General features: G+C 66.6%; 14 protein-coding genes. 6 read left to right on the top strand and 8 right to left on the bottom strand.

The annotated features are described in order from the left end of the window. The first annotated feature begins 24 nt into the window (after positions 1-24). Positions 25-1,890 carry a sigma-54-dependent Fis family transcriptional regulator gene (locus IVB24_RS35570; RefSeq protein ID WP_247771323.1) on the top strand — a complete coding sequence of 622 codons (1,866 nt, stop codon included), beginning with the start codon at positions 25-27 and terminating at the stop codon, positions 1,888-1,890. A gap of 191 nt (positions 1,891-2,081) precedes the next feature. On the opposite strand, the gene IVB24_RS35565 is transcribed toward IVB24_RS35570, so the two are convergent. Both IVB24_RS35565 and IVB24_RS35560 read right to left on the bottom strand, forming a co-directional pair. After that, complete coding sequence (locus tag IVB24_RS35565; protein WP_247771320.1) at positions 2,082-2,651, bottom strand: flavin reductase family protein; 570 nt, start codon at positions 2,649-2,651, stop codon at positions 2,082-2,084. Positions 2,652-2,709: 58 nt separating this feature from the next. Next, positions 2,710-3,807 carry an LLM class flavin-dependent oxidoreductase gene (locus IVB24_RS35560; protein ID WP_247771317.1) on the bottom strand — a complete coding sequence of 366 codons (1,098 nt, stop codon included), beginning with the start codon at positions 3,805-3,807 and terminating at the stop codon, positions 2,710-2,712. A 209-nt stretch (positions 3,808-4,016) separates the two neighbouring features. On the opposite strand from IVB24_RS35560, the gene IVB24_RS35555 reads away from it, so the two are divergent. The 3 genes from IVB24_RS35555 to poxB all read left to right on the top strand — a co-directional run bounded on the left by IVB24_RS35555 (position 4,017) and on the right by poxB (position 7,421). Beyond that, on the top strand, positions 4,017-4,943 hold the full coding sequence (locus IVB24_RS35555; protein ID WP_166467032.1) for a 2-dehydro-3-deoxygalactonokinase: 927 nt from the start codon (positions 4,017-4,019) through the stop codon (positions 4,941-4,943). A gap of 1 nt (position 4,944) precedes the next feature. Beyond that, positions 4,945-5,577, top strand: a complete 633-nt coding sequence (locus IVB24_RS35550; RefSeq protein ID WP_247771314.1) for a 2-dehydro-3-deoxy-6-phosphogalactonate aldolase — start codon at positions 4,945-4,947, stop codon at positions 5,575-5,577. A gap of 107 nt (positions 5,578-5,684) precedes the next feature. Further along, positions 5,685-7,421 (top strand): ubiquinone-dependent pyruvate dehydrogenase, encoded by a 1,737-nt coding sequence (poxB, locus tag IVB24_RS35545; protein WP_247771311.1) that lies wholly within the window; start codon positions 5,685-5,687, stop codon positions 7,419-7,421. Here poxB and IVB24_RS35540 read toward each other — a convergent pair. Both IVB24_RS35540 and IVB24_RS35535 read right to left on the bottom strand, forming a co-directional pair. Then, positions 7,418-7,783, bottom strand: coding sequence for a hypothetical protein (locus IVB24_RS35540; RefSeq protein WP_162308375.1), 366 nt, complete (start codon positions 7,781-7,783; stop codon positions 7,418-7,420). The genes poxB and IVB24_RS35540 overlap by 4 nt on opposite strands. 67 nt (positions 7,784-7,850) lie before the next feature. Beyond that, positions 7,851-8,759: a PaaI family thioesterase gene (locus IVB24_RS35535; protein ID WP_247771305.1), complete on the bottom strand. Its 909-nt coding sequence runs from the start codon at positions 8,757-8,759 to the stop codon at positions 7,851-7,853. Between the two features lie 134 nt (positions 8,760-8,893). On the opposite strand from IVB24_RS35535, the gene IVB24_RS35530 reads away from it, so the two are divergent. Beyond that, on the top strand, positions 8,894-9,214 hold the full coding sequence (locus tag IVB24_RS35530) for a hypothetical protein (protein ID WP_162407039.1): 321 nt from the start codon (positions 8,894-8,896) through the stop codon (positions 9,212-9,214). Between the two features lie 74 nt (positions 9,215-9,288). Here IVB24_RS35530 and IVB24_RS35525 read toward each other — a convergent pair whose 3' ends face one another. Further along, positions 9,289-10,758 (bottom strand): amidase, encoded by a 1,470-nt coding sequence (locus tag IVB24_RS35525; RefSeq protein WP_247771302.1) that lies wholly within the window; start codon positions 10,756-10,758, stop codon positions 9,289-9,291. Between the two features lie 110 nt (positions 10,759-10,868). After that, complete coding sequence (locus tag IVB24_RS35520) at positions 10,869-12,002, bottom strand: ring-opening amidohydrolase (protein WP_247771299.1); 1,134 nt, start codon at positions 12,000-12,002, stop codon at positions 10,869-10,871. Between the two features lie 1,072 nt (positions 12,003-13,074). On the opposite strand from IVB24_RS35520, the gene IVB24_RS35515 reads away from it, so the two are divergent. Beyond that, the gene (locus tag IVB24_RS35515) at positions 13,075-15,414 is read left to right on the top strand and encodes a Tex family protein (protein ID WP_247771296.1); all 2,340 of its coding nucleotides are present in this window, start codon (positions 13,075-13,077) and stop codon (positions 15,412-15,414) included. 81 nt (positions 15,415-15,495) lie between these two features. Here IVB24_RS35515 and IVB24_RS35510 read toward each other — a convergent pair whose 3' ends face one another. Beyond that, complete coding sequence (locus IVB24_RS35510) at positions 15,496-15,867, bottom strand: LuxR C-terminal-related transcriptional regulator (RefSeq protein WP_247771293.1); 372 nt, start codon at positions 15,865-15,867, stop codon at positions 15,496-15,498. Continuing rightward, positions 15,864-16,730 (bottom strand): S1C family serine protease, encoded by an 867-nt coding sequence (locus IVB24_RS35505; RefSeq protein ID WP_247771290.1) that lies wholly within the window; start codon positions 16,728-16,730, stop codon positions 15,864-15,866. Before IVB24_RS35505 ends, IVB24_RS35510 begins: the two co-directional genes overlap by 4 nt. Between the last annotated feature and the right edge of the window lie 49 nt (positions 16,731-16,779).

The raw sequence follows: 16,779 nt of genomic DNA, 5'->3' as shown, positions 1-16,779 counted from the left end.
TAATACAGGGTGGAGACGTCCGCGATGGCCAGCCTTTCGGCCTCGAACCATGTCGCCCGGGTCTTGTCCGTCGCCCATCATGTGGCCGACGTTGACGCCTCGTCGCGCATCGCCAATTCCTGGCGGCGCTGCGTCATCAGCCACAAGCTCGACCCGGCCCGCCAGGGCCCGCCGCAGACGCTGACCGAAGCCGAGATCCGTCACGTCGCCGAGCCTATGGAGGAGACGATCCGGCTCGTCACACCCGATCTCGACGATCTCGCCCGCGTGCTGCGCGACGCTGGTTACTGCGTCAATCTGGCTGATGTGAACGCGACCATGCTGTTCAGCCGTCTGCCGGGCGAGGCCGACGCAAGACAGTTCATGGACTGGAAGATCTACACCGGCTCGAACTTCGCCGAGGCTTTCGAGGGCACCAACGGGCTCGGCACGGCGCTCGCCGAGCAGAAGCCGATCCTGGTGCATCGTGACGAGCATTTTCGCGCGCAGTGGCACATGTTCTCCTGTGCCGTGGTGCCGCTGTTCGACCAGGCCGGTCGCCTCGCCGGTGCCGTGAACATCACCTCTTGCCGAGAGGATCTCGAGCGCGCCGCGCATCAGCTCGCGCTCGCGGTGACGATGGAGGCGACCCGCCGGATGGAGGGCGCGATCTTCCGCGGTCATTTCCGCAACGCCTGGATCGCGACCGTGCCTGATGACGGCGGCAGCGGTCTGCTCGCCTATGACGACGATCGCCGCATCGTCGGCGCCTGCCGTTCGGCGCGCGCACTGCTGGGTCTCACCGACGGCTTGATCGCATCCGGCATCGATCTGTCGCGCTACGTCAAGTTCGATCATCATGCAGGCCGCGGCGCGGACGAGCTTGTCGAGCTGCGCCGCGCCGACGGCACCGCGCTGGGCCAGGGTCATGTCGCGCCGCCGCTGCGGGCGAGATCCTCTACGCGCCCACTTGCACCGCGCCGCGACGCGCCTGTCGACCGTTTTGACGCGCTGCATCGGCTCGCCGGCCGCGATCCCGGGCTGATCAGAAGCGTCAAACGGCTCCGCAGCATCGGCGACCACAATCTGCCGGTGCTGCTGTGCGGCGAAACCGGCGTCGGCAAGGATTTGTTCGCGCGCGCCATTCACGCTGCGAGCGGCCGGGCGCGCAGCAATTATGTCGCGCTGAACTGCGCGGCGATGCCGGAGAGCCTGATCGACGCCGAACTGTTCGGCTACGAGGCCGGCGCTTTCACCGGCGCGCGGCGCGACGGCTCGAAGGGGCTGATCGTGCAGGCCGACGGCGGCACGCTGTTCCTCGACGAGATCGGCGACATGCCGATCGCGCTGCAGACGCGGCTGTTGCGGGTGCTGGAAAACCGCGAGGTCTGGCCGCTCGGCGCGCTCAAGCCTGTCGCCGTCGATATCCGCCTGATCAGCGCCACCCACCGCGATCTCGGTCGCATGGCCGAAGAAGGCGCATTCCGCGCCGATCTCTATTTCCGCCTGCGCGGCCTGGAGGTGCGGCTGCCCGCCCTGCGCGAACGCGCCGACCGCGACGACGTCATCCGCCAGATCGCGCGCGAGGAGGCGCCGAATTGCCGCGTCTCGGACGAAGCGTGGTCGCAGCTCTCCGCCTATTCCTATCCCGGCAATATGCGCCAGCTCCGCCACGTGCTGCGGCTCGCCGGCTGCACCGCGGAGCATGGGGTGATCACCGATGCCGATCTCGATCTGCCGCCGTTCGGCGGGAGAGCAGAGCCTGATCTCGAAGCGGCCGAGCGTGCCACGATCGTGGAAGCTTTGCGCAAGCACGGCGGCCGCGTCACCGAGGCAGCCCGCGCGCTGAAGCTTGGCCGCGCGACGCTGTATCGGAAGATCAAGCAGCTGAAGATCGAGACGGCGCAGTAGTGTCGATGGCATGCGGCAAGTGAGGTTAGAGGTCTCTGCCGCGACCGCTGATATCGTAGGGTAGGCAAAGGGACTTGTCCGCCGTAGCTCAAAGAGCGAAGGCGGAAGCGTGCCCACGCATTGTTTGCCATCGAGAGAGATCGTGGGCACGGCGCAAGTGCGCCTTTGCCCACCTTACAAAGTCGCCGCCTTTACGAAAAATCGCTCCAGCTCAGATGCCGCGAGTCGAGATCGCCAACCGTGACGGTGCCGCGCATCTCGCGCGGCGTGTGGAAGCTGCTGCGGAGATAGATCAGCGGGGTCGCTTCCGCGCCGTGCGACACGCCGCGCACCTCCCCGACGAAGATCGAATGCGTCGTCGTCTCGAATTCCTGCGCCAGCACGCAGTCGAATGCGGCGATCGCGTCCGTCAGCACCGGCGCACCCGTGGCCCCACGCGTCCACTGTCCGAACGCAAAGCGGTCGTCGCCGTTGACGCCTTTCTGGCCGCTGAAGGTCAGCGCCAGCGCCGCGTGGTCCTCGTGCAAGAAGTTGATCGCGAAGGCGCCTTCCTCGCGGATGCGCGCGTGCGCGCTGGCGTTGCGGTTGACGCAGACGATCAGCGAGGGCGGGCTATCCGACAGCGAGCAGGCCGATGTCACCGTCAATCCCGTGCGCTTGCCGTGCTCGGCACCGACCGTGACCAGCGCCACGGCTCCGGCACATTGGCGCATCGCCTGCTTGAAATCCTTTGCGTCGAGAGGACTGGCGTCGACCGTCACGCGGAAATCTCCGAAAATAGAAGCGGGTGTGGCACGATCGCGCCGCACCCGCTGATCGTCAAGCCGCCTTCTTCGCGGAGCCGAGATGCTTCAGGCGCGGCATCACCTCGTTCTTGAGCAGCGAGAGCGAGTGGTGCCACGCTTCCGGTTTGTGCTTGTAGTCGAAGCCGAACACGCAGAGCACGCCGAAGCCGCCGACCTCGCCGTAGATCTTTTCGATCTTCTCGGCGACCGTCGCCGGCGAGCCGACGATCCAGTTCCGCTTGGCGCAATATTCGACGGTGACGTCGCTATCGGGCACGTCGGGCGCGTGCTTCAGATAGTCCTTGAAGCCGAAATGGCCGAGCAGCGGCAGGAAGTACTCTCCCATCATCCGGCCCATCATATCGCCGGTCGAGAGTTTCCAGGCCTCCTCGTCGGTGTCGGCGACGAACACCTCGCGCACGAGGCGCCAATCGGCACGGTTCGGCTTGCGCCCGGTCTTGGCCGCCCCGATCTCGACCGAGTCCCAGTGGCTGCCGACATAGGCCGGGTTGAGGTTGAGGCTCATCGGAATGAAGCCGCGCTCGCCGGCAAGCTTCAGCGTGTCCGAGTTCTTGGAAAGCCCGGCGACGCCGATCGGCGGATGCGGCGTCTGCAACGGCTTGATGTGCGGCTTGAGGAAGTCGAACATCGTGTCCGGCTTGGTCACCGTCCAGAACTTGCCCTTGTAGGTCCAGGGCGCGGGATCGCTCCACATCTTCAGGATGATCTCGAGCGCCTCGCGGGTCATGTCGCGGTTCTGCCCGCTCATGCCGTCGACGTTGAACATCGCCCAGTCGCTCGGCAGGCCGGATGCGGCGACGCCGAAATTGAGCCGGCCCTCGGAGAGATGGTCGAGCATCGCGACCCGGTTGGCGAGCTCGGCCGGGTGATGATAGGGCAGCAGGAATCCGCCCGGCCCGATGCGGAGCTTCTTGGTCTGCATCAGTGCCTGCGCGATCAGCAGGTCCGGCGTGGGATTGGGTTCCCAGGGTGCGGTATGGTGCTCGCCGATCCACGCCTCCTGATAGCCGAGTTCGTCGAGCCAGCGCAGGACCTGCAGGTCCCAATCGTGTCCTTCCTTCAGGCCGCACTCCGGCGGATGCGAAGGCATCGTGAAATAGCCGATCTCCATGGGTTTCCTCATCTGATGTTGACGCGTCTTGTCGCGCGTTGACGGAGTTGAGCGGGGACGGTTCAGCAAGCGCTGTGCCAGTGCAGCGGAGCGTCGAATTGCAGAGAAAGGGCTGGTTTGCCCGTGCAATAGCCGGTATCTCGGCACAGACCTGCGAGAGGCCGTCTCATTGTCGCGAGACGGCGTCCCGGCCGTGAGACGAGGACAGAATGACCGAACCCGCTTATGTCGCGGTGGACTGGGGCACCAGCAGTTTCCGGCTGTGGCTGGTCGATCGTGCCGGCCAGGTGCTGGCCGAACGCCGCAGCGGCGAGGGCATGCTGGCGGCCGCCAAGGCCGGCTTTCCGGCCGTGCTGCAATCGCATCTCGCGGCGGTCGAAGCGCCGGATCATCTGCCGGTTCTGGTCTGCGGCATGGCCGGCGCCAAAACCGGCTGGGTCGAGGCCGGCTATGTCGACACGCCGGCACGGCTCGCGGCAATCCTGAACCGGGCCGTGCGGGTCCCCGGCGAAGCGCGCGACATCCGCATCCTGCCGGGCATCGCGCAGCGCGACGTAAGCGCGCCCGACGTCATGCGCGGCGAGGAAACGCAGCTGCTCGGCGCGCTCGGCCTCGAGGCCGCCGGCGAGGCGCTGGTCTGCATGCCCGGCACGCATTCGAAATGGGTGCGGGTGAAGGACGGAATCGTCGAACGCTTCTCCACCTTCATGACCGGCGAGCTGTTCAGCGTCATCTCGCGCGAAACCATCCTGTCGCTCGCGGTCGCGGGTGCGGACGAGGCCGAGGATATCGCGAGCTTCAAGGCGGCGGTGAAAGTCGCCCATGACGCGCCGGCCTTCGTTGCCAATCATTTGTTCGGCGCGCGGTCGCGCCAGCTGCTGTTCGGCGGCACCCCGGCTGCGGCGCGCGAGACGCTGTCGGGCACGTTGATCGGCGTCGAGCTGGCGGCAGGGCTCTCCGGCTCCGTGCCGCAAGCCGGTGTCAGGTTGATTGCCGCGGGGCGGCTTGCGGTGCTGTACCGGCTGGCCTTCGAGGCGCTGTCGGTCAACGCTCATCCGGTCGATGCGGATGAAGCCGTTCGCCGCGGCCTCTCGATGGCGGCTGCCGCGATCTGGACGAAATCAAAGGATCTTTGAGATGAGCATTCCCTTTCCGCCGATGAAGCGGCCGCTGGTTGCGATCCTGCGCGGCGTCAAGCCCGAGGAGACCGAGGCGATCGTCGGCGTGCTGATCGAAGCCGGCATGACCGCGATCGAGATTCCCCTGAATTCGCCCGATCCGTTCCGCTCCATCGCAACGGCGGTGAAGCAGGCACCTCCGGACGTGCTGATCGGCGCCGGTACGGTGCTGGCCACCGCGGATGTCGATCGTCTCAACGACGTCGGCGGCAGGCTGATGGTCTCGCCGAACGTGGACACGCAGGTGCTGGTGCGCGCGCATCAATACGCCATGGTCACGCTGCCCGGCGTGTTCTCGCCGACCGAGGCGCTGCTCGCCGCGCGCTCGGGCGCATCGGGCCTGAAGTTCTTTCCGGCCAGCGTGTTGGGTGCGTCCGGCATCGCCGCGATTCGCGCCGTGCTGCCGCCGGGTGTGATGATCGCGGCCGTCGGCGGCGTCTCCGATCAGAATTTTGCCGAATACATCAAGGGCGGCGTCACAGCCTTCGGGCTCGGCTCCAGCCTCTACAAGCCCGGCATGAGCGCAGCCGATGTCGCCGCGCGCGCCAAGGCGACCATCGCGGCTTACGATCGGGCAATTCAGAAAGACTGACGGACAATAAACTAGCCGTGATCCTGTCATAGCCTATTGTGCCTCATATTGCCGCGATGCTGTTGTGATGTATCGCGTAGTGTGACTGGCGACATCAGGAGACCGACATGGCGATCAACAACGTGGCCGATCTGTTCGTGGCAACGCTCGAACAGGCCGGCGTCAAGCGCATCTACGGCATCGTCGGCGACAGCCTGAACGCCCTGACCGAATCACTGCGCCGCCGCGGCACCATCGAATGGATCCATGTCCGCCACGAGGAGGTCGCCGCCTTCGCCGCCGCCGGCGAAGCCGAGATGACCGGAAGCCTCGCGGTGTGCGCGGGCTCCTGCGGTCCCGGCAATCTGCATCTGATCAACGGCCTGTTCGATGCGCATCGCAGCCGCGTTCCCGTATTGGCGATCGCCGCGCAGATACCTTCGTCCGAGATCGGCGGCGGCTATTTCCAGGAGACCCATCCGCAGAACCTGTTCCGCGAATGCAGCCATTATTGCGAGTTGGTCTCCGACCAGAGCCAGCTTCCCTTCGTGCTGGAGAACGCGATCCGCGCGGCGGTCGGCCTGCGCGGCGTCGCCGTCGTCGCCATGCCCGGCGACGTCGCCTTCCGCAGTCCGCCCAAGCGGGCGCTGTCGACCACGCGCGGCCTCAGCGTGGCGGCGCCGAAGGTGGTGCCGCAGACGGATGAGCTGCAGGCGCTGGCGGATCTCCTCAACGGCGCCGAGCGCGTCACCCTGTTCTGCGGTCGCGGCTGCGCCGGCGCGCATGCGCCCCTGATGCAGCTGGCGGAAGCGCTGAAGAGCCCGATCGTGCATGCGCTCGGCGGCAAGGAGCATGTCGAATACGACAACCCCTACGACGTCGGCATGACCGGCTTCATCGGCTTCTCCTCGGGCTACGCGGCCATGCATGCCTGCGACGCGCTGGTGATGCTCGGGACTGATTTCCCCTACAAGCAGTTCTTCCCCACCGATGCGAAGGTCGCGCAGATCGACATTCGTCCCGAGAATCTGGGACGGCGCTGCAAGATCGATCTCGGCCTCGTCGGCGACGTCAAGCTGACCATCGAGGCGCTGCTGCCGCTGCTGAAAGCAAAGACGCAACGCAAGCATCTCGACGATTCCGTCGCGCACTACAAGAAGGCGCGCGAGGGCCTGGATTCGCTCGCCAGGGGCACGCCCGGCAGCAAGCCGATCCATCCGCAATATCTCGCCAAGGTCATCAGCGACCATGCGTCCGACGACGCGGTCTTCACCGCCGATGTCGGCACGCCCACGGTGTGGGCCGCGCGCTATCTCGACATGAACGGCCGCCGCCGGCTGATCGGCTCCTTCGTGCACGGCTCGATGGCGAACGCGATGCCGCAGGCGATCGGCGCGCAGGCCGCCCAGCCCGGCCGCCAGGTGATCTCGCTCTCCGGCGATGGCGGCTTCACCATGATGATGGGCGATCTGATCACGCTGACGCAGATGAAGCTGCCGGTGAAGGTCGTGATCTTCAACAACGGCGTGCTCGGCTTCGTTGCGCTGGAGATGAAGGCGGCAGGCTTCGTCGACACCAATGTCGACCTGGAGAACCCCGATTTCGCAGCGATGGCACGCGCGATGGGCATCTTTGCCAAGCGCGTCGAGGACCCCGGCGAGCTGCCCGGTGCCGTCAAGGAGATGCTCGCCCATGACGGGCCGGCGCTGCTCGATGTCGTCACCGCCAAGCAGGAGCTGTCGATGCCGCCGACCATCACGCCCGAGCAGATCAAGGGCTTCAGCCTCTGGGTGCTGCGCGCGGTGATGAACGGCCGCGGCGACGAGGTGCTCGACCTCGCCAAGACGAATCTCTTGCCGCGCTAGCCCCGCTTCACCAAAGGCGCGGGCAGTTGCTCGTGGCGGCGCTGGAAGCGTTGCCAGTGCAGCACGCTGCCGATCATCAGTGCCGGCACGAAGCCGAGCACGATCAGGAAATGCGGCAACTGCGTCGGCGAGACGAAGGCGATCGCGATGTCCGAGATCAGCCAGAGTGCTGCGAACATCACCGCGAAGTCCGTTCGCGGGCAGCGCAGGTAGTAGAATACGGCCGTGATGACCATCGCAGGCCCGATCGCCACGCCGATCATGATCGCGGTCAGTTCCTTCGGCGTCAACGCGTCGAGCATCATCGAGGCCAGCAGCCAGAGTGCGGCGAACATGGCGATGATGTCGAGCGGATGCCGCAATCCAATACCTCGCGCGGGGACGTACCATCGTTGTGGCCGGAACTGCGGCCGTCAAGTCAAAATGCGCCTATTCCTCGTCGCGTCCGGGCGTCGGGCGCAGCATGAAATGACCGAAGGCGGTGGCGATCGGCTTGTCCGCATCGTCCTGCCAGGCGCGCGCCTCGAAGGCGACGATGCGCCGGCCCTGCTTCACGATCGAGACGTTGGCGAAGGTGTCGAGCGCGCGGCCGGAGCGAAGATAGTTGATGGTGAGGCCGATCGGCTTGGGCAGCGCGGCGATGCCGAGCTCGCGCCTCACGCCGAAGATCGCAGTGGTCTCGAGGAAGGCGCCGGTCATGCCGCCATGGATCGCGGGCAGGATCGGATTGCCGATGATCTGCGGCGAGAACGGCATCGTCAGCGTGCCGTCGTCGTTGACGCGAATGCCGAGGGCGCGCGCGAACGGGCTGTTCGCGAACGGACCGTCCGGATCGGCCGGCGCCTCCAGCGTCGGGATGCTGCGCAAGTCCATCCTGCGGTCGGCAAGCATGTTGGTGCGGTTGGCGCCGATCATGAAGCAGGCGGTCGCGGTCGCGACCGGATCGTCCTCGGACTCCTGGTAGGCCGTCGAGCGCACGAAGGCGATCGAGCGCGTGGTGCGGTAGCAGACCGAATGCGCCTTGATGTCGAGACCGGGCGTGGCCGGTTTCTGATAGTCGATGCGCAAATCGAGAGTTGCGATCGCGCTCGTGCCGTCGAGCGCAAGCTGCACCGCCATGCCGCAGCTCTCGTCCAGCATCGCCGTGACGACGCCGCCATGCAGCACGCCCGTTTCGGTGTCGCCGACGAAGACGGGACGATAGGGCAGGCTGGACCAGGCCTCGCGAGGTGCGAAACGGTCGAGCTGCAGCCCGCTGATATGGCCGTAGTCGGAACGGCGGCCCTTGATGGCTTCGGCGAGTTCCTCGAACGGAAGCGTGGTCGGTATGGCGCTCATGGGGACGTTCTAGACCAGTGTCGGGCGCCGCGCAAAACCCGGATCGACCCGCGCGGGCCGGTTTGGCCTCGACAGGGCAGGCCGAAGCACCGATGGTGAGCGCTTCGTTCGCCGACCAGCCCCAAGGAGTGCCCATGGCCGACCCCGAAACGCCCGCCAACAATCAGGGGCCCGTCACCATTTCGAGCTCCAGCTCGGAGCGGGCGCCGATCATCTATTTCGACGGCGCGTCCTGCTTCGGCCATCACAACGGCGCGATCCAGATCGAGCTCGCCGCGAATTTGCTGATGCCGGTCGGCGCGGCCGTCAGGGTCGACGTGATCCAGACCGCGCACCTGCGTTGCAGCGTGGCCGCAGCGCTTGCGCTGCGCGAAGCGCTCGACAAGGCCCTGGCGATGTTCCGGCAGGGCCAGCAGCAGCCGGTGGCGGAGGAGATCCCGGCGGTTAAGAATTGATCCTGAGGGCCCGCCATCGGCGGGCGTCTCGAAGGAAGGCCGCAGGTGTGGTCTTCGAAACGAAGAGCTGCACCTCAGCTCACATGCACCTTCGGCTTCCTGCCGCCGTTCCACTTGCCGTCGAGCGCTCGCTCGATCTGGGCGGCGAGCTGCAGCAACAGGCCGTCACCGGCCTGCTTGGCGATCGCCTGGATGCCGAGCGGCAGGCCGTGGTCTTGGGTGGCCATCGGCATCGAGATCGCGGGCATGCCGCAGAGATTGGCCAGCGGCGTGAAAGCGAAGAAGCGCCATAGATTGCCGAACCAGTCGAGCACATCAGGATTGTCGGAGATGGTCAGGTATTCCCTGGTGCCGACCTTCGGGGTCGGCAGCGCGGTGATCGGCGTCAGGATCACGTCCCATTGCTCGAAGAAGGCGCCGAAGCCGCGCGAGGTCGTGTTGAACACGCCTTGCATCTTCGCCCGCTCGGCGAAGCTGGTGTGCCGGCCGGCTTCCCAGATCCGGATGTTCATCGGCTCGATCAGATCTTCCGGCGGCTTTTCCAGCCCGCGCGCGGCCAGCATGTTGGAAATCACCACCGCGAAATTCGAGATGTAGCACATCGTCTGCGCCTCGAACGCGGCGCGGAAGTCCAGCTCGGGCAGCGCGTAGTCGACGTGGTGGCCGAGGCCTTCGAGGAAGCGGCCGGTCTTCTCCAGTTCGGCTGCGAGCTCGGGCGTCGCGGTGTAGTCGCCCCAGCTGTGCGACAGCCCGATGCGCAGCTTGCCCGGATCGCGCTTGATCATCTCCGAATAAGGCTGCGCCGTGGTCCAGAACGGCATGAACTCGCCGGGCGCTGGTCCGCGGGCGTGATCGACGAAGGCCGCGGTGTCGCGCACCGAGCGCGACTGGCAGCCCTGGATCGAGACGAGGCCGGTGAGGTCGGACATGTGCGGCGCCAGCGAGAACACGCCGCGCGAGACCTTCAGACCGATATTGCCGTTGACACCGGCGGGAATGCGGATCGAGCCGCCGCCGTCGGTGGAATGTGCGATCGGCACCACGCCGGCGGCAACCATGGCGGCGCTGCCAGCCGACGAGCCGCAAGTGGTATAATCGGTATTCCAGGGATTGCGGGTGACGTAGACGGCGGGATTGTCGGCCGACGAGCACACGCCGAATTCGGGTGTGGTGGTGCGTCCGATCAGATTCAGGCCGGCCTGGCGGAATTTGCCGGTGAGGAACGTATCGGCCGCGGCGCGATTGCCACGCATCAAGAGCGAGCCCATTTCCTGCAGCCGGCCCTTCATGGTCGGCCCGAGGTCCTTCATCAGGAATGGCAGGCCGGCGAACGGACCTGCCAGATTGGCGCCGTCCTTGGCGGGATCGGCGATCACGTCCTCGAACAGCTCGACCACGCCGGACAGTGCCGGATTGACCTTGGCGACACCCGCGGCAGCCTGGCGCGCGAGCTCCTTCGCCGTCAGCTCGCCCTTGCGGACACGCCCCGCCAGCGCGACGCCATCGTGCTGCGCCCATTCAGTCCAGCTCATCGGCAAGGTCATGAAGTCCTGATCTCCTCAAGGTGCGGCGTCACCCTTTTAGCAAGGGACCGCGTGAATCAACTGAGCCGGCACGAGGGGCAGGGTTGCGCCGGGCGGACAGGTCGGGGTCATTAGAACATGCGCGCGATCGCCGCAACCGGCCCGCCGCCGGCCGGCCCCTGATGCTCGGCGCCGCCGGAGACATAGACCACCCCGGTGCCGGCAAGGCCTGCGATCAAGCCGCCGACGGCCGCGCGGGCATGGCGTGTCGAGCTGATGTCGGTATCTTCCAGCATGGTGTGACGGAAGCCGCGCACGCTGCCATCGGGCGAAGCCTCGGCCTTGGCGAAGATGTTGACGAGCTCGCGGCCTGCTTTGGCCCGCGGCGCGACCCCAAGGCCGACCTCAAGGCCAACCTCGAGCCCGACGCTCTGCAACGCAGATACCACCGCGGGCGCATCGATCGCATCGTTCATCACGGCATGCCCGATCTCGAACTCGCTGGCTGAAGTGCCCGAATTGCCGAGCACGATGACAACGTTATGCATCAGCTCGATTCCGGACGAGGTCGAGGCGACCTTCGAGAACAGATCGTAGCGCCGCAGCACGTCGTCATCGCGAATGTCGGATGTGACCTCGCCGAGCGCGACCGCAACCCCGAGCGCGGAGGCGCCGCGCGAATAGGCCATCGAACTGTACGAGCTGATCGTCGTGGTCTTGTTGCCGCGCGCGGCCGCCGCCTCGACGCGCTCGCTGGTGAGCAGCGGGCACTTGATCTGCACGAAATGGACGTCAGTGGGATCGGCGATGCCGGCATCCGCCATCGCGGCCTTCACGGCCTTGGCGGTTTCGGCGATCTGCGCCGAACGGCCAAGCTCCTCGGGCAGGAAATCGCGGGTCTGAGCCATGCCGATGCTCAGGCGCTTGCCGGAGATGCCGGCGGGCCGTTGCGCGACTTCGCTGCGCGTGAACACCGTGATATGCGGGCTGAGCACGCCCTCAGTGCCGCCTGACATCACGAAGGCGATGCGCTGCTCGACCTCCTGCGGGGCAAGGCCGAGCTGCGGCGCCAGCGCCGTGCACAGCGCGGCCACCGCGTACTCCCGCGTGAAGTCGTTGACGCCGCCATTGCCCTCGGTCTTGCCGAGAACCGCCAAGATCGAGGTCGGGTCGATCGCGCCTGAAACGATCATGGCCATGAGGCCGGAAACGTCGCCGGGGCCCTTGGTGGCGATCTTGAAGACGCCAACCGATGCAGTGGGCATGACTGGTCCTCGGAGTTCGTGGTCCCGGCGGGATCAAACAGGCGTAGAATTGAGGCGTCTGTCAAGGGCAACACTCCGCGTCGTTCCGGGGCGCGCGAAGCGCGAGCCCGGAACCCATCGTGCAGCGTGTATGCGGTTAATTGGATTCCGGGCTCTCGCCAAGGGGCGAGCCCCGGAATGACAGCGCATCGTCGACGCCCTGTTTCGCCGTCGTGTCAAGCCGCGCCTCTAAAAATATTCCACTTTACCGAAATTCGGTTTCGGCGTATGTGTCGGCCATCCTGATCCGGCGAAAGGGGCGGTCGTACGTCGTCACGAGCCGCGGATCGGGGAGCGGTGGACGCGGCAGCGTCGTGCACGAGAGGCGGAGCAGGGCGGGAGACCCCGTGAGATCCGGCCGTGTGCGGACGAACGGCGCTGAAGCGTACGGTCAAATCGCGTGGTCCTGGCTGTCGTTGCCACAGCCAAGCCTTGCGGAGGTGCACGGAGCCCGACCGGGCGACGCGCGCCGTCAATTCGCGAGGTGACGGAGGCAAACAGGACACTCGTCTCCGGGGAGAGCGCGCCATACGCCGTCAAACATCGCGCAGGGAAGGCCGGATGATCGGCTGCCCTGTGTCTCCCTCGTGCATTGCGTGTGCAATGTGTTCGCACGGGGGTCTTGCGGGTGCCAGCCGGCACCCGGCCTTCCCTGCGCCCTTTCATTGAGAGGGTGCGAAGTGATCAGCAAAACTCGGGCGGAAGCGCCGCGAGGAGGAGAAGGCATGTCTGCGAGTCACAACCTCCGACATCGTAGGGTGGGCAAAGCGCAAGCGTGCCCGCGCATCTCGTGCCGCAAATTGAATTCGGTGGGCACTGCGCTTCGCGCCTTTGTCCACCCTACGGCACCCGTGTCTGCCGCACACGTCAGCACGTCCCCCACGAATGTGGCGAGATCGCATCGGTTCGACAAAAAATCCCCTGTCGACGGTCTTCCGCGGTACCTTGATGAATCAACCCCGGTTGGTCCATAAGCGGCGTCCCGTGGCCGGTGGTTCGCCGCCGCGTTGCGTGCTTGGATAGAGGAATTCGCGTGGCAAATATCAACCAGAAAATTGCGCAGGAGCTTGGGGTTCGCCCCGAGCAGGTCGAGGCGACGGTGACGCTGCTCGACGGCGGCGCCACGGTTCCCTTCATCGCCCGCTACCGCAAGGAAGCGACCGGTGCGCTCGACGACGCGCAATTGCGCACCCTGGAGGAGCGCCTGGGTTACCTGCGCGAGCTCGAGGACCGCCGCAAGGCCATCCTCGAATCGGTCCGCGAGCAGGGCAAGCTCGATGCCGCGCTCGAAGCCTCCATTCTCGCCGCCGACAGCAAGGCTCGCCTCGAAGACATCTATCTGCCGTTCAAGCCGAAGCGCCGCACCAAGGCGGAGATCGCCAAGGAAGCAGGCCTCGAGCCGCTCGCCAACCAGCTGATGGCGGAGCCCACGAATGATCCGAAGATCGTGGCCGAAGCCTTCGTCAACGGCGAGAAGGGCGTTGCGGACGCCGCAGCCGCACTCGACGGCGCCCGCGCCATCCTGGTCGAGCGTTTCGACGAGGACGCCGATCTGATCGGCGCGCTTCGCGAGGAGATGTGGACCAATGCGCGCATGGCCTCCAAGGTGCGCGACGGCAAGAAGACCGAGGGCGAGAAGTTCGCCGACTATTTCGACTTCTCCGAGCCGCTGACCAAGCTGCCCTCGCACCGCATCCTCGCGATGTTCCGCGGCGAGAAGGAGGAGATCCTGGACCTGCAAATCCAGGCCGAAGCCGAGGCGCCGCCGCCGGGCGTGCCGAGCGCCTACGAACTGAAGATCATGAAACGGTTCGGCATCACCGACCTCAAGCGCGCCGGCGACCGCTGGCTGGTCGACACCGTGCGCTGGGCCTGGCGCACCAAGATCCAGGTGCATCTCAACATCGATTTGCGCATGCGGCTGTGGAACGCCGCCGAGACCGAGGCCGTGCGCGTGTTCGCCTCCAATTTGCGCGACCTGCTGCTGGCCGCGCCGGCCGGCACCCGCGTCACCATGGGTCTCGATCCCGGCTACCGCACCGGCGTCAAGGTCGCCGTCACCGATGCGACCGGCAAGGTGGTCGATACCGCCGTGATCTATCCGCACGAGCCGCAGCGGCAGTGGAACGAGTCGCTCGCAACGCTCGGCCGGCTCGCGATGAAGCACAAAGTCGAGCTGATCGCGATCGGCAACGGCACCGCCTCGCGCGAGACCGACAAGCTCGCAGGCGATCTCGTCAAGGGTCTGGCCGAGCTGAAGATGAGCAAGATCGTGGTGTCGGAAGCTGGCGCATCGGTCTATTCGGCCTCGGCTTTCGCCTCGGAGGAATTGCCCGGTCTCGACGTCACCCTGCGCGGCGCGGTCTCGATCGCGCGGCGTCTGCAGGATCCGCTCGCCGAGCTCGTCAAGATCGAGCCCAAGGCGATCGGCGTCGGCCAGTATCAGCACGATCTCGGCCAGGCCAAGCTCGCAAAGTCGCTGGATGCCGTCGTCGAGGATTGCGTGAACGCGGTGGGCGTCGACGTCAATACCGCGTCCGCGCCGCTGCTGGCCCGCGTGTCGGGTGTCGGCTCGGGCCTCGCCCAGAGCATCGTGGCGCACCGTGACGCCAACGGCCCGTTCAAGTCGCGCAAGGCGCTGAAAGACGTGCCGCGGCTCGGGCCGAAGGCGTTCGAGCAGTGCGCCGGCTTCCTGCGCATCCTCGGCGGCGAGGATCCGCTCGACGCGTCCGGCGTGCATCCGGAAGCTTATCCGGTGGTGCGCCGGATCCTCAGCGCCACCAAGAGCGACATCAAGGCGCTGATCGGCTCCAGCGAGATCGTGCGCACCTTGAAGCCGAAGGATTTCGTCGACGAGACCTTCGGTCTGCCGACCGTCACCGACATTTTGAAGGAATTGGAGAAGCCCGGCCGCGACCCGCGTCCGGCCTTCAAGGCCGCCGTGTTCATGGAGGGCGTCGAGGAGATCAAGCATCTCAAGAAGGGCATGATCCTCGAGGGCACCGTGACCAACGTCGCCGCCTTCGGCGCCTTCGTCGACATCGGCGTGCACCAGGACGGCCTCGTGCACATCTCCGCGATGTCGAAGACCTACATCAAGGATCCGCGCGAAGTGGTGAAGCCCGGCGACATCGTCAAGGTCAAGGTGCTGGACTTCGAGGTCGCCCGCAAGCGCATCTCGCTGACCTTGCGCCTCGACGACGAGGTCGGCGCCAAGAAGGACGCCCCCGGCATGCAGCGCGATAACAGCTCGCGCAATCCCGCCCGCATGACCTCCTCGGCCCCGCGCAAGCAGGAATCCTCCGGCGGTGGCGGCGCGCTCGCCGAAGCGCTGCGCCGGGCGGCGGAGAAGAACAACGGCAAGCGGGTGTGAGTGCTTACCTCTCCCCGCAAGAAGAGCGGGGAGAGGCCGGATCACGTCCGCAATGACGCGGAGAGAGCGGCGCGTCGCCGCTCAGAGCTCGATCACGCCGCGGCGCGCCGCATGCGCGACCGCATCGGTGCGGCCGGTGGCATCCAGCTTGTCGAGCAGCGAGCCGACATGGAATTTCACGGTGTGCACGGAGATGCCGAGCTGGCGCGCAATCATCTTGTTGGAGGCGCCTTCGGCCATCAGCGCCAGAACGTCGAGCTCGCGCTGCGTCAACGCGATGTCGTCGGGCATGACGCGTGGATCGCGGGCGACGATGGTCGCCGCGGCGCTCTCGCCCGGCGCGGCGAGGCGAATCCCGGCGACGCCGGCGAGCAAGGCCTCGAGGCGACCGGCGAGCGCGGGGTCGTCGATCTCCAGAGCGAGCACGATCTCCGGCGCGTTGTCCTCGCTCACGCCTCCGGCCTCTCGCCGACCGTGACCTTGAAGCTGACCGGCTCACCGCCGCGACGCGCGGCGACATCGACCACCGCGCCGACGCTGGAAGGACCCAGCGTCCGCGACAGCGCCCGCACGCCTGACAGCTTCTGGTCGTTGACCGCGACGATCACGTCGCCCTGGCGGATGCCCGCGGCGGCCGAAGGTCCGGCCTTGTCGACATTCATCACCATCGCGCCGACGCCGTCGTCGAGCCGGACCGGCTGCAGCCCGAGGCCGAGATAGCCGCGCGCGATGCGCCCGCGCACCTCCAGCTGCGCCGCGACGCGCTCGATCGTCGCGGTCGGGATAACCAGCACGCGCCGAGGTCCGAGCACGGCCATGCCGAAGGCTTCGCCCGACGCATCGAGCGCAACGCCGCCTTGTTGGCTTTCGCGCAGGCGGACGTCGAGCTCGATCCGCGCATCGATCTCGCCGCCGCGCAAGGAGCGCCAGCCGTTGCCGGACGCCGACACCATCCCGAGTGCCGCACTCGGCGTCTCGCGGCTGGTTGCGACCACGATCGCCAACGCACCGAGTGGTGGGACCGTGGCAGTGAGCTTGAGCGGTGCCGTCGCGATTTCGGCGCGCAGCAGCGCGATATCGGTGGTGTGGTCGCGGCCGGCGATCGTGGCGGCCGCGCGGCTGCCGTCGGGCAGGCCGATCTCGACCTCGCCCTCGTCGGCCAGCGCCTCGTCCGCAGTGACGATCAGGCCGCCTTTCCAGACGAAGCCGGTGGCGCGGGAACGATGCGAGTGCACCGAGACGACGGCAGGCGCGGTGCGCGCCACCACATCCGCGAGGGCTGACGACAGTGAGGACAGGGGAGTTGGGGCGGTCATGCAAGGCTCCTGTAAACCGTTGAGGCTCCTGGTAGCTGCTCCCAATCTG

It is taken from the genome of Bradyrhizobium sp. 192 (assembly GCF_023100965.1).
Classification (GTDB): domain Bacteria; phylum Pseudomonadota; class Alphaproteobacteria; order Rhizobiales; family Xanthobacteraceae; genus Bradyrhizobium; species Bradyrhizobium symbiodeficiens.
Note: the sequence above shows the minus strand (reverse complement) of the source record. Positions and strands in the feature narration are given on the sequence as shown.